The sequence below is a fragment of the Microcoleus sp. LEGE 07076 genome, assembly GCF_015207455.1.
Lineage (GTDB): Bacteria > Cyanobacteriota > Cyanobacteriia > Cyanobacteriales > Microcoleaceae > Microcoleus.
Genome location: NZ_JADEWV010000051.1, coordinates 20226 through 34972, shown reverse-complemented (window position 1 = coordinate 34972; position 14747 = coordinate 20226). Strand labels below are relative to the sequence as shown.

Here is a 14747-nt window from a genome sequence, read left to right as displayed (position 1 = left end):
CCCTGATAAATGTCGTTTAGATCCGATGCCCGATCCCCCCCAACCCCCCTTAAGAAGGGGGGAACCGGAATTGATCGAATTACCCCTTTTTAAGGGGGATTTAGAGGGAGATTGGCTCAGCTACAAATGAGATTTCTCAAGGTTTTAGGATTTTGATATCCGTGCACTTCCCACCAGACGCCCTCAACAGTTGGTTTTATTTATTTCTCTCTCTCTTTCTTTCTTCTTTTGTTACTCTGCGTCAGGGTGGGCAACACCTTACCAGGCGAAAAAAGTAGACCGGGCAAACTGTTTTCATTCTGAGTGTATTTTTACTGGAAATTGCCAATGCCTGCTAATCTTTTAGAAGATCGAGATTACACAATTATTATTGCCAGAAGCGATGGCAGCAGAGTTCCAGAACATCCTTGGTATGACGAGTGGGTAGAAGCACAGGCATCTTTGATCGACCTAGCCAAAAAATGTCAGGAATTTGACAGCGACGGCATCACCGTTTATGAAGCTTCTACTCCGATGTGGAAGTATAAAAATTCAAATGTTGCTCGGTTAGCTGAAATTTTGCAGCGACAAAATACGGAGCTGGATTCAGTAAACCAGACTGAAATTAATTTGGGAGAACCTCTGAAAAAAGCTTTTAGTGATTATTTTAATCTCAAAACAAAGGGGAAAGGGAAAAAAGGAGCAGTAATTGTTGTAGTCCTTGATAAAAAACCACAAAATACCGCTGCTATCGCTGAAATTATTGTCAGTGCCGCAAATAAAATCGATAAAGATGAAGAAATTGGGGTGAGCTTTATCCAAATTGGGGAGGATTTGCAAACCAGGAATTTTTTGACCGATCTGGATACAAATCTACAGGCTCAAGGTGCAAAGTTTGATATTGTAAATACCAAATTTTGGCACGAAATCAAAAGAAGTTCAGTTGTTCAGTTTCTGATAGGTGCAATTAATGATTAATACTTTGAGTTCTCAACTCGCATCTAATACCAAACCCCGCGACGTGCAGTTTCTCCCAATTGCCACAGATACCGCCGCAGTGCGATCGCGCACTTGGGACAGACTAAAATTTGAAGTAGAATATTCCCTGCAAAAGGGGACAACAGCCAACAGCTATCTCATTCAAGCTGACAAAATTGCTTTGTTTGACCCCCCGGGAGAATCTTTCACTCAAAATTTTCTGGAATCTTTGCAGAAACGAGTGGACTTGAAAAAGCTGGATTACCTGATTTTGGGGCATTTCAATTCTAATCGATCTGTGACGCTTAAATCTTTGTTGGAATTGGCTCCACAGATAGCTTTTGTGTGTACAAATCCAGCGGCGATTGGTTTGCGATCGGCTTTTCCCGAAAAAGAATTAAACATTCTGGTTGTTCGGGGTGAAGAAACTCTTGATTTAGGTAAAGGTCACAAATTAAAATTCATTGCGACTCCGACTCCGCGCTGGCCTGATGAACTTTGTACCTACGATCCGCAAACTAGAATTGCCTTCACTGACAAATTTTTTGGCTCTCACGTTTGTGGCGACCAAGTATTCGATGAAGGGTGGACAGTTTACAGCGAAGATCGGCGCTATTATTACGACTCCCTGCACGCATCTCAGGCGAAACAAGTGCTGACTGCAATGGATAAATTAGCCGATTTGCCAACAGCATTTTATGCTCCCGGTCATGGCCCGATCGTCCGTTACGGCCTCCACGAATTGAGCAATTTGTATCGGGAATGGAGCCAGCAACAAAATTCAAAAGACTTGACAGTTGCTCTGCTTTATGCTTCGGCTTACGGAAATACGGCTACTTTGGCGCAGGCGATCGCCAAAGGAATTACGAAAGCAGGTGTGGCTGTAGAAACTATCAATTGCGAATTTGCCGAACCGGGAGAAATTCAAGAGGCGATCGAGAAATGCGCGGGATTTATCATCGGCACTCCGACGCTAGCAGGACACGCGCCGACGCAAATTCAAACTGCTTTGGGAATTGTGCTCTCAACAGCGGCTAAGAGCAAATTAGCGGGGGTTTTCGGTTCTTTTGGCTGGAGTGGAGAGGCGATCGACTTAGTGGAAAACAAGCTGAAAGATGCTGGCTATCGCATTGGATTTGAGCCGATTCGAGCGAAATTCAAGCCGACGGCGGCGACGATTTACGAGTGCAAAGAGGCGGGTACAGATTTTGCTCAAGCTTTGATCAAATCGCAAAAATTGCGCTCGCCGAAACCGCAGTTGGTGGCTGGGAGCGATCGCACGGAACAAGCGGTGGGAAGATTAGTAGGTTCGCTGTGCGTAGTCTCGGCGAGGCGCGGGGATCTTACGAGTGCGATGCTGGCTTCGTGGGTGTCGCAAGCAACGTTCAATCCTCCGGGTTTGACGATTGCTGTGGCTAAAGATCGATCGATCGAAGCTTTGATGTACGCCGGAGACAAATTTGTGCTCAACATCTTAGCAGAAGGGCGACAGTTGCGGAAGTATTTCATGAAAAACTTTGCTCCCGGAGAAGACAGATTTGCCGGAGTCGAAACAACAGAAGCTAGCAACGGCTGTCCGGTTTTGACTCAGGCTCTAGCTTATCTCGAATGCGAAGTAATCAGTCGAATGGAATGCGGCGATCACTGGGTAGTTTATGCAGCAGTTGAAAACGGTCATTTGTTGAAAAATGACGGGGTGACAGCCGTGCACTTCCGCAAATCTGGCAGTCATTATTAAGCTGCGATTAGGACACCCATTTGCCTCAATCGTGTCAATTTAAGGTCAAAGGTATTCAGAGACTGCTGTTTGGCCGTTAAGGCCAGATCGCCCTGGTACCCCCTTCCCAACGCGGGGGAACAAGACTGTTCTCTTGCGTCAACCGCTACTCCCTTGGAAAGGAGGGGCAGGATTCCTCTCTTGCGTCAACCGCTACTCCCCTTGGAAAGGGGGATGCGAGGGGGATCTGGCCTCTACTATAAACGAGAGATAAAAAGGTTTTCAAGTTTGTAGGTACATCAGGTGCGGATCTGTTAGATTGTCGATCTTTCTTTAGGGCTTTTCGATGGCGACGCACCCTACGGCTTCTTTTATCCGTTACATCCGCTACAAAATCCGTTGCCGAACTTCTTTCTACTAAGACATTTTATTTAGTTCTGTTGCGGTTTGGTTGAGCAGTTCCGTACAGACTTTAACTTGAACAAGGCTAGTAGCAGTTTCTGTTGCTCCTAAGTTAATATGGTTCATTGCTTCGAGAACTTGTTGAATTGCGAGCGCCTGTTGGTTAGCATTCAGAGCAATTTGTTGATTGTTCAAAAATACCTTGTCTATCGCCTGTGCGACACCGGCAAAAATTTCTGTTGTCCCCCTAGCTTGTGCAATTCCTTGTGCTGCGGTTCTTGAACCTTCATCCGTTACCGTCACCGTGTTGCCGATCGCAACTTGAATTTCTTTAGTCAGAACATTAATTTTATCGGCTGATTGTTTGCTTTCATCAGCTAGTCGCCGAATTTCAGTCGCGACTACAGCAAAACCCTTGCCATTTTCCCCAGCACGGACTGCTTCTACAGCAGCATTAAGAGCTAACATATTTGTTTGGTTGGCGATATCTGCTACCAGCTCAGAAATCCCACTAATTTTAACAGTATTTTCGTTCAAGTATGCAATCTGTTTGGCGATCGCCTCTACTTTTTCTTGCAGAATTAATATTCCCTTCATCGTCTTTTCTACAGATTGATTTCCAGACTCGGCTAGGGTTAGTGCTTGATGGGATGAGACTGCTGATGCTTCTGCTTGGTTGGCTGACATGGAGGACGCAACACTTAACTCGTTCATCGTCGCAGTCGTTTGATTCACAGCATTAGCTTGTTGAGATATTGTATATTCTTGGCGATCGACTGCGGCAGTAATTTGCATGGAAGAAGAAACAATCTTTTTGACAGATTGCACTATCGGGTTAACAATATCCCGGCTGACGAGCGCAGTCAAGAATGCTGCGGACAACAAAGCCAGGATCAGAGTACAGACTAGCAAAACTGTCAAACCGTGAATATTCGCTTCAATTTCCTGATGTTTTGTTTCGCCAACTTTTCGCTGGAGTTGGATTAGTGCTGAAAAAGCCTGAACTGTTTCGGCACCAAAAGGAGTTGTCGTAGCTGCGCGATAATCTTCTGCTTCCTTAAGTTTACCTGCTTGCTCCAACTCAAACCACTTAGGTCTGGCTGCAATATACCTTTGATAAGCATCTTGCACCTGACGGAAAGCAACTTGCTCTTCTGCGGTGAGTTCACCTCTGGCATATTCTCGCAGGTTATCGTCAATTATTTTGTATAATTGGGGCTCTTCGGTCAAAATGTCCGATCGCCTCTCTGGTAAAACGATGAACTGTGGGAAGCCGTAACGCAGCTTCCATAAAGCTGACTCTGAGTTGGCTAGAGCCACCGTCCCCTTAACTTGATATGCGTACAATTTCTCGGCATGTTGCGCTAATGCAACAGTGTTCCGCCAACCCACAAATCCGACAACTGCGAGTAAAGCGGTCAAAGCTCCAAAGCTAGCCAACAATTTAGCCCGAATTCCTAAGTTCATTGTTTTTGCCAATTTGCAATAGAGTGTTTCCTAGCAGCGCTATTGATCGGGAATGAGAATTAAATAACTTACACAAGGAAAGTGGGATGGGCGGGACGCCCTTTTTGGAAGAGCGGGACGCCCATCCCACAATAACAATTAAAATTGTAAGTTATTTAATTCGCCATCCTTACTTTTGCTCAGCGGTCTTGGACGGCCACAGATAAATAGCCCCAGAAATCAAAGTTAAAGCCACAGAAACCCAAAAAGCAATTAATGCCGGAAAATTCCACGCCTCAGACAGAGGAGCAATTAAAAGTGCGATCGCCACAATCTGACTCACAGTCTTCAACTTCCCCCAAATATTAGCTCCCGAAATCGTAGTTTTATTAACACGCCAGCCAGCAATTGTCAACTCCCTGCCCAAAATTAAAAACACTCCCCAAGCGGGCACTTTACCCAACTCAATCAACACTAAAAGCGGCGCGAGTACCAACAATTTATCCACCAAAGGGTCAAGAAACTTTCCCAAATCGGTAATTTGATTCAGCTTCCTAGCCAAATAGCCGTCCAGCCAATCAGTAGCCGCAGCAACCACAAAAATCGCAGTGCAAATCCAGCGGCTTTGAGCGCTTGGGTCGTACAAACCGTATAGTAGAAAAGGCACTCCCAGCAAGCGAGAAAAAGTAATCGAATTAGGCAAGTTCATCATAGAAGTCATTAGTCATTGGTCATTAGTCATTAGTCATCTCGTGTCCGGTCGATTGACAACGATAAAATTGGTTTGTAGTGCGTCAGTCAGTGTCCGCAATCCGGGAGCGGACTAAAGTCCACACTAGGACGAACGAACCGTTTTTGCGATCGCAATCGACCAGAAATGATGTCATCAGTCATCAGTCATTAGTCAAGGGAGATAAACAAACATTAAGGGCAATCTTTTGGAAAAAGATTGCCCTTAATTTAACATTTTTTGTAACAGTTTTACTTTTAGCAAAACAGCTTTTAGCTTAAGATTCATCTAATCGCCGCTCACCACAAACTAACAACCCAAAACAGCAGGTAGATTAACACGCACCGTTTTTGCTCAATACAACCCAAATTGTTTTGTAAATCAGACTGATGTCGTAGAAAACAGACCACTTGCCCTGATAGTCGATATCCATGCGAACAATATCGTCAAAGTCTTTAACTCCCGACCTTCCGTTGACTTGCCACTCCCCAGTCAAGCCGGGTTTGACATTTAAACGTTGCCAGTGAAAATCGTCATAACCAGCAACCTCATCGGGAGTTGGCGGCCGAGTTCCCACCAAACTCATGTCGCCGACTAACACGTTCCAGAATTGAGGCAACTCATCCAAACTCGTGCACCGCAAAAAGCGGCCGACGCGGGTAATGCGCGGGTCATTGTCATTCTTAAAAATGTGACCGTTGGCTTGGTTGGGAACTAAATGTTTGAGCTTTTCTGCACCGACAACCATCGATCGAAATTTCCACATTCTAAAATGCCGCCCTTTGAAGCCACAGCGAACTTGACTGTACAGCAGCGGGCCCGGATTGTCCAACAGCATCACTACCGCCACCGGCACCGCCACCACAGCAGCAATTGCCAGTCCCAGCAGCGAGCCCAAAATATCGATCGACCGCTTCACCTTGCTCGTTACGGAGCAGTGTACCTGCTGTTGCGATACACAAACTTTGTAAGTAAGTTTCGCAATAAACAAGGACAGCATTTCGGACAATACCGATGATTTAGAAGCACCCATCGCAATTTTCATTTGATTGGTCTCAAGTTTCAAAAAGATATCACGTCCATCTTATGAGCCTCGCCAAATCTGGAGAAGATCAACTTCTCGGCTTTGCACAATCTTTAAAAAGCCGCCGCACTTTTATAAAGTTTCTGTGTATTTGCCGTGAAAACGTATAATCTTTGTGTAAAGTTAAGTAAATTTACATACAAAACTTATTCCTGGCCTGCAAAAAAGAATGCCACCGCGGGCCCGCTAGCTTGGGATCGATAGCGATCGGTCACTTTCAAATCTGATCAAATCTGATCAAATCTCAAATCGTGTTAGTCTTGGCCGCCAAAAAACCAATTTCTGCTAGGAATCTTCGGGGAAGACAGGGAGAGTTCCACTACACTTCAATTGCAAAAGTCCTTTCAATCAAATTTTCGGCGTTGGGCGTTGCTGAATACAGCTATGAATTCAATATTTCCCAATTGCTATAAGCCAAGTATGTTGAGTTTTGTAACATCAAGCGAAAAGTTGATTCATAATCAATCCGGGTTACTCATATCGTTTCCGGCTGCATCGGAATAATCAAATCGAGTCAACACTTAGCACTCAACAATTCAGTTTTTCGACCCGCCCGTCAACAGTCAACAGTCAACAGTCAACATCATGAGGAGTGCAACCGGAATTGATATCATCCCCTATATGGTGGTATGGTGCGTCGCTACTACTTAGCTATCAATAACCGGGATTGTCGAAGAGCCGCACCCTACTGATCCGACTAAAGGAAGCTAGTGTTGCTTGAAGCTAGAATCCCCGTACCTTCAGGTCGGGGAGTATATCAAGGATGTACTCTAATTATTAAAGTGCTTCAGATAGATAAGCTGTTCTGCATTTAAATTGAATGTCAAAAAAAAATCTAAATCTTGTGGGGTGTCCCGCCCGCCCTGAAGATGCGATTTAAATGCGTGACAGCTTAAAAGCCATTAGTAATCTCAGTATAATTACTTAAAAAGGGGGAATACTGAATATTAAATTAGTAGTTTTTACAGTTTGCTAATCAGTAGTTTTGCGGATGGTAATCACAAAAAATTAAGTTACCATCTATCTCAGGTTATCAAAGTGCCTCCACTCTTTTTCGTAAAGTCCCAGTTGCGATCGCATCAGCCTGAGTTCAATTGACTCATTGCCATTAATTTTTAGGACGCTTTCAGAAATTTTTGGTGAGGGGTCAACCCCCACATTCAAAAAATTTTTAAAGAGATTGAATTCAGCTATACTTACACTTAACTACTCACTTTTTGTTGACAGGAGAATTGAAATGAAAGACCTTCTAGATATCATAGAGAAAAAAAATCAGGAGTTTGCTGAGTTGCCATTTTTCGAGTACATGAAAGATGAAAGTGTTGAACCTCGGCAAAAACTGGCATTTGCGCCAGTGATTACCCCACTGGCGCTCGAGTTCAGCGAGTTGTGCAAGCGGGTTTTGCGAGAGGAACCCACGACAAACAAGATTCAAGAAATGGTGAATCGGCACACTCATGAAGAACACTTTCATTGGCAATGGCTGCTGGAAGACATGGAGAAGATGGGCATGAATTATTCCATGCCGTTCAGCGATGTTGTACGATTCATTTGGAGCGATCACACCAAGGTCTCTCGCTCCATGCTTCCTCTGTTTGAACGCTACACCTACCAAGCCGATCCGATCATGAAGCTGGTGGCGATCGAGGTTTCTGAAGTCACAGCCAATGTTTTTTTCCGGGCAACCAATCCGGTGGCAATGCAACTGCAAGCCATGACTGGGCATGAGTTCCGCTATTTTGGTATGTGTCACAATCACATTGAAAATACCCACACACTCCATACACCAGCCTCTTTGCAAGCCATCAGAGAAATTGAAGTGCCAGAGGAGATTCACCAACAAGCGATGGAGTTGATTGATGTCGCCTTTGACTATTTTGCAGAACTGGTGAATGAATTTTTGGTTTACATCAAGACTCATTCCTACGAAAATCCGTTTGGCAAGGCGGCTGTTTCAGAACGATCGTTGACCGCCGTCTAATTTATTGCCATTGGTCAGTTGTTGTAGCGATGGTAGAGGGGATAACGCTTCTCTTCTACCATCTTTTTTCAGTAGTATTATGTTTGTGACAAAGGCTCTCTTTGATTTGTGGTGCTAACTGTATTGCACGGCACAAAATATTGGCAATCGAATCGCCCAATTCTTTGCCATGAGGCATATAAGCTATATAAATCACCGGCTCGCCAGGAGACCCGTTACAAATGGCTGGTGTCGCATTTATCCCATACGTTTTTGCTCAAAAAAATATGAGCGCAGTTTAAAAGTAACCTTCAGTGTAGGTAGACTAGATATATTGTGTTGAAAAGAGTTTATGCTAAAGAGCTTGATTGACATTCCAGGCTATCGAATCGATGAAACGATTTATACAAGTTCGAGAACTATTGTTTATCGGGGCTGTCGAGAGTTCGATCGAACTCCCGTTGCGATCAAACTTCTAAAAACAGCTTATCCCACCCTAGCTCAATTAGCACAGTTCAAAAACCAATATACGATCGCCCATACTCTGAACATTCCTGAAGTTGTCCGTTCCTATAGTCTGGAGAGCTACCAAAATCAGCTTGCTCTAATTATGGAGGATTTCGGAGGCATTTCACTCAAGGAATATGCAGCGCTTTGGGCTCGGCAGTCTCAAGAAAGTATCTCACTTCACAAGCCTCCTAGCTGCCAGCCACAATTTTTCACCGAATTTTTGCAAATTGCCATCGCCCTCGCCCAATCGCTCAACAATCTCTACAGTAATGGCATTATTCATAAAGATATCAAGCCTGCAAATATTCTGATTCATCCCACCACCAAGCAGATTAAGCTGATTGACTTTGGCATCGCTTCCCTGCTGCCGAGAGAAACGCAACTTTCGACCAGTCCTTCAGTGCTCGAAGGGACGCTGGCGTATTTATCTCCCGAACAAACCGGGCGGATGAACCGGGGCATTGACCACCGCACCGATTTCTATTCGCTAGGCATCACCTTCTACGAATTGCTGACTGGCCAGTTGCCGTTTCAATCGGATGATGCGCTCGAACTGGTACATTGCCACATCGCCAAACACCCCCCCGCCGTCCATAACCTGAATCCTGCCGTGCCACCGCTCCTCTCGGAGGTGGTGAGCAAACTGATGGCGAAGAATGCAGAAGACCGCTATCAGACCGCCTGGGGACTGAAGCACGACTTGGAAATCTGTTTGCAGCAGTGGAACGCAACGGCCATCATTGTGCCGTTTAAGCTGGGAGACCGGGATACTTGCGATCGCTTCATGATTCCTGAAAAGCTGTACGGTAGGGAGGCGGAAGTGGCCATGCTGGTGGCAGCCTTTGAGCGGGTGCAGCAGGGAGCCACCGAACTAATGCTAGTGGCGGGCTTTTCCGGCGTGGGCAAAACCGCCGTCGTCAACGAAGTGCACAAGCTTATCGTGCGGCAACGCGGGTACTTCATCAAAGGCAAGTTCGATCAATTTCAACGCAACATCCCATTCTCGGCGTTGGTGCAGGCATTCCGTGACTTGATGGGGCAACTGCTGACTGAGAGCGATGCCCAGATCGATCTCTGGAAAACCAAGATTCTGGCTGCACTCGGCGAGAATAGCCAAGTGATCCTGGAGGTAATTCCAGAACTCGAACGAATCATTGGTGAACAGCCTCCGGCATCGGAACTGTCGAGCAGTGCAGCCGAAAATCGCTTTAATCTGTTGTTCCAAAAGTTTATCCAGGTTTTCACCACGCAAGAGCATCCCCTGGTGGTTTTTCTCGATGACCTGCAATGGGCAGACTCCGCCTCACTCAAGCTGATGCAACTGCTGATGAGTGAAGCAAAAAGCCACTATTTACTGCTCGTGGGTGCGTATCGGGATAACGAAGTTTCGCCCGCGCATCCGTTAATGCAGAGAATAGAAGAACTGCTACAGCTATCGGTGACAATCAATAAAATTGCTTTGTCTCCGTTGAGACCCCTCCATCTCAACTACTTGATTGCCGATACTCTAAATGCCTCACCAGAGCAAGCAATTTCCTTGACAACGTTCGTGTATCAACAGACTAAGGGTAATCCTTTCTTCAGCAATCAATTTCTTAAATCGCTTCATGTCGATCGACTAATTGTATTTGATGCCTCGGTGGGCCGTTGGCATTATGACATCGCCTCAATCCGCTCTATGAGCCTGATTGAGGATGTGGTGGAATTTGTGGCCAAGCAATTGCACAAGTTGTCATTGGAAACTCAAAATGTCTTGAAACTGGCGGCTTGTATTGGCAACCAATTCGACCTGGAAACCTTGGCGCTCGTGTACGAGCAATCTACCACAGAGACGGCTGCTGCTTTGTGGCAAGCCCTCAAAGAAGGACTGATTTTGCCTTTGGGCGGCGAGGGGTACAAATTATTCCCGGCGGATCGTTCGACATTTGCTGCAGAAAATGCAACCATTCCTAACGACCACGAAAAACTCATCGTCTCTTACAAGTTTCTTCACGATCGTGTTCAACAAGCCGCCTACTCGTTAATTCCAGAGGATAATAAACAGGCGACTCATCTCAAAATCGGGCAACGGCTGTTGAAAAATGTGCCAGAAGCCGAGCGAGAAGCCAACGTTTTTGAGATTGTGAATCACCTGAATATGGGTATCGAGTTGATCCGATCGCCAGATGAGCGGGAGCAACTGGCTCAACTCAACCTGATAGCAGGACGAAAAGCTCTCGCTTCCACCGCGCACAAAGTTGCTATTGAGTATTTGACCGGGGGAATCCGCTTGCTGCCATCGGACGGATGGCACCGTCAGTATGCGTTAACCCTGTCTCTGCACAAGTCAGCGGCGATCGCAGCTTATCTCTGCGGAGCCTATGAGCAGATGGAGCAACTGGGTGAGATCGTGATGCGGCAAGCCAAGACTTTGCTTGATCGCGTCGGCATTTACGACATCAAAATTCAGGCCTATACAGCCCAAAATAATGTACTCGCTGCGATCGCGATCGCTCGGCAAGCGATGGCACAGTTCGGCCTGGTTTTTCCTCTTGAGCCAACCCAGGCTGATATTCAGGCGGCTCTGCAAGAAACGGCTGTTTTGGTGGACGGGCGCAATCAGGAAGAACTGGTCGATTTGCCAATGATGACGGCTGCAGACAAACTGGCAGTTGTTCAAATTGTGGCCAGTGTGGCTCCCAGTGTTTATATTGCCACCCCGAATCTGTTTCCGCTGCTCATTTTGTCACAAGTAAAAGCTTCGATTCAGTATGGCAATGCGCCCTTTTCTGCGTTCTGCTATGCCTGCTACGGAATTCTTCTAAACGGGATTTTGCAAGACGTTGAAGCAGCCGATCGAGTGGGGAAATTGGCATTAGGGTTGAATGCTAAGTTGAATATGAACGCCATTAAGCCGATGGTTTTGTATGTCGTGGGTGCCTTCATCATCTATCTGAAATCTCATCTCCAGAATGCTGTGGAGTTGATGTTGGAAGGCTATCAAATTGCGATCGACACGGGAAATATGTACTACGTCGGCTTCCATGCCAAAGACATTTGTCAGTATTCCTATTTCCAGGGGCGGGAACTGCCTCGCCTAGAAGAAGATATGCAGGGTTATACTCTTCTCCTAGAGAATTTCCAACAAACTACCACCCTCAACTACTGCCGGATCTATCATCAAGCGGTTCTTAACTTATTAGGCAAGGCCCAGAATGCTTGTGTGCTGACTGGTCAGGCCTTCAACGAGGAAGAATTATTGCCTCAGCTAATTGCTGCAAATGAATTTACAGGACTTCATTATTTCTACGTTCATAAACTAATTCTCTGCTACCTGTTTGGGGATTTGTCTTTGGCAATCGCCACTGCTACTCAAGCCAGACAGTATCTAGGAGCAGGCGCCGGATACGCCACGATTCCGGTCTTTCATTTTTATGATTCGCTCACGGCGCTGGCTGTCTATCCTACTGCTACACCGTTTGAACAGGCAGAATTGCTGCAACGAGTTACTGAGAACCAGCAAAAAATGCAAACCTGGGCCACTCATGCGCCCATGAATTATCTGCATAAATTTGAGTTGGTGGCTGCAGAACAATGTCGGGTGCTGGGTCAAATGTCGGACGCGCTCGATCGCTACGATCGGGCGATCGCGGCCGCCAAAGCCAACGAATACACGCAAGAAGAAGCCCTCGCCAACGAACTTGCGGCTCGATTCTATCTCGATTGGGGCAAAGAAACGATCGCTCGGGTTTACCTGACGAATGCCTATTATGGCTATGGACGCTGGGGTGCGGAGGCAAAGTTAAAGGACTTAGAACAGCGCTATCGGCAACTTTTGGCTCCGATCCTGCAAGGCGAGGATCCAAGCTCTTCGAGCCAGGGTGTTCGTTCCACCACCATCGGCCAGGGACGCAACGGTTCCACCATTTCCGAAAATCTCGATTTAGCAACGGTGATCAAAGCATCTCATGCGCTGGCTGGAGAAATTGAGATCGATAAGCTACTAGCAACGTTGATGCAGGTAGTGGTTGAAAATGCCGGAGCCGAAAAATATGTACTGTTGCTACGACCTGAAAAAAATTGGGTGATTGTCGCCCAAAATTCAACTAATGCGGAGATCGAAACTCCCTTAGAAGTTGCGACCCAACGCCTCGAACTCAGTGAAACTTCGGAATTTTGGTTGCGATCGCGCCCCTTGCAATCAAGTCGCGACATTCCCCACTCCATTGTCAACTATGTCTCCCGCACTGCCGAGCCTTTAGTGCTGGACGATGCCAGACGGGAAACGACTTTTGCCACGGATCCCTACATGATGCAACAACAGCCCAAAAGCTTGCTGTGTATGCCAATTTGTAATCGCGGCAAGTTGATTGGCATGGTGTATCTGGAAAATAATTTGACCATCGGCGCTTTCAGTCGTAACTGTCTGGAAGTTCTGCGGTTGCTCACGGCGCAGGCAGCGATCTCGCTGCAAAATGCAATACTATACAACAAGCTTGCTGTGGCAAAAGTGCAACTGGAGAAAGCAAACCATACGCTGGAAAAGCGAGTCGAGCAGAGAACTCAGGAATTGCACGAAAAAAATCAACATCTTTTTGCCACCCTAGAGGAACTGCAACGGACGCAAACCCAATTAATTCAAACTGAGAAAATGTCAGGTTTGGGGCAACTGGTAGCTGGAGTTGCCCATGAAATCAACAATCCCGTGAACTTCATTTACGGCAATCTGATCCACACTGCTGAGTATACGCAGCATTTACTGGAGTTAGTGGAGCTTTATCAACAGACCTATCCAGCGACAAACCGCCAAATTGAAGAGAAAATTACAGAAATCGACTTGGGCTTCATGATGGAAGACTTGCCGAAAATACTCACATCAATGAATGTAGGAGCCGATCGCATTCGTCAAATTGTCCTCTCGCTGCGAAACTTCTCGCGACTGGATGAAGCAGAAATGAAGCCTGTTGACATCCATGAGGGAATTGACAGCACACTCATGCTTTTGCAAAATCGGCTGAAAGCAAAACCCGATTGTCCTGCCATTGAAGTCCTAAAGGAATACGACGATTTACCAAAAGTAGAGTGCTATGCAGGTCAGTTGAACCAGGTATTTATGAATATTCTGGCAAACGCCTTTGATGCTTTAGATAAATACAACGCTCAGCTTTCTGCGAAAGATGCACTCAATCATCCCAGTTGCATCACAATTCGGACTAAGTTATTGACTGACGATACTCAGCTCAGTCATTCTAAAAGAGTGGTGATTCAAATTCAAGACAACGGTTCAGGGATGACGCAAGAAGTGAGACAGCAGGTGTTTGACCCCTTCTTCACCACAAAACCTATTGGTCAAGGAACTGGATTGGGACTGTCAATCAGCTATCAAATTGTAGTTGTTAAACATAGTGGCTCACTCCAATGCTTTTCTGAACCCGGTCAAGGGGCTGAATTCAGGATTGAAATTCCTGTTAGGCAAAGGAGTGTTGTGGCACTTAGGAAATTAGAGTTGTAACTTGCTGCAACTGATTTCCAGGGAGCATCTCTGTCGGAAAGCAGCCCTGCTCGAAATTGAAGACAGGAGGGAAGAGGAATAAAGAAGGAGTCAAAAGAAGTGTTTTTACTCTGATGAGATGCTCCAGGGATGAGTAATCCGGATTGATGATCAATCAACTTTTTGCTTGATGTTACAAAACTGACTATAGCTGGCTTATAGCAACTGGGAAATCTTGAATTCATAGCTGTATTCAGCAACGCCAGTTATCCTTCTGATACAACCGGATTTGAGATCAGGAATGAGAATTAAATAACTTACACAAGGAAAGTGGGATGTCCTGGCCGCCCGTCCAAAAAGGGCGGGCGGGAGATCCCAGAATAACAATTAAAATTGTCAGGAATGAGAATTAAATAACTTACCATTTTTATTGTTCTTGTGGGACGGGCTCTCCCGCCCATCCCACAATTA

General features: G+C 45.9%; 8 protein-coding genes. 4 read left to right on the top strand and 4 right to left on the bottom strand.

The features are described from left to right. Positions 1-327: 327 nt before the first annotated feature. Together IQ270_RS11145 and IQ270_RS11140 are read left to right on the top strand one after the other, a co-directional pair. Positions 328-957 (top strand): hypothetical protein, encoded by a 630-nt coding sequence (locus IQ270_RS11145; RefSeq protein ID WP_193973288.1) that lies wholly within the window; start codon positions 328-330, stop codon positions 955-957. After that, entirely contained in the window at positions 950-2695 is a 1746-nt protein-coding gene (locus IQ270_RS11140; protein WP_193973287.1) for a diflavin flavoprotein, read from the top strand. Before IQ270_RS11145 ends, IQ270_RS11140 begins: the two co-directional genes overlap by 8 nt. A gap of 396 nt (positions 2696-3091) precedes the next feature. Here the strand turns inward: IQ270_RS11140 and IQ270_RS11135 are convergent, their stop codons facing one another. From IQ270_RS11135 to IQ270_RS11120, 4 genes are all read right to left on the bottom strand, one after another. After that, entirely contained in the window at positions 3092-4543 is a 1452-nt protein-coding gene (locus tag IQ270_RS11135; RefSeq protein WP_193973286.1) for a methyl-accepting chemotaxis protein, read from the bottom strand. 169 nt (positions 4544-4712) lie between these two features. Further along, a complete protein-coding gene (pgsA, locus tag IQ270_RS11130) occupies positions 4713-5231 on the bottom strand; it encodes a CDP-diacylglycerol--glycerol-3-phosphate 3-phosphatidyltransferase (protein ID WP_193973289.1) in 519 nt (172 codons plus the stop codon). A 355-nt stretch (positions 5232-5586) separates the two neighbouring features. Beyond that, positions 5587-6297, bottom strand: coding sequence for a sugar transferase (locus IQ270_RS11125; protein WP_193973285.1), 711 nt, complete (start codon positions 6295-6297; stop codon positions 5587-5589). A gap of 1059 nt (positions 6298-7356) precedes the next feature. Further along, entirely contained in the window at positions 7357-7500 is a 144-nt protein-coding gene (locus IQ270_RS11120; RefSeq protein WP_193973284.1) for a hypothetical protein, read from the bottom strand. Between the two features lie 73 nt (positions 7501-7573). Between IQ270_RS11120 and IQ270_RS11115 the strand changes: the two genes are divergently transcribed. After that, complete coding sequence (locus tag IQ270_RS11115) at positions 7574-8317, top strand: hypothetical protein (protein WP_193973283.1); 744 nt, start codon at positions 7574-7576, stop codon at positions 8315-8317. 331 nt (positions 8318-8648) lie between these two features. Then, on the top strand, positions 8649-14297 hold the full coding sequence (locus IQ270_RS11110) for an AAA family ATPase (RefSeq protein ID WP_193973282.1): 5649 nt from the start codon (positions 8649-8651) through the stop codon (positions 14295-14297). The last annotated feature ends 450 nt before the right edge of the window (positions 14298-14747 follow it).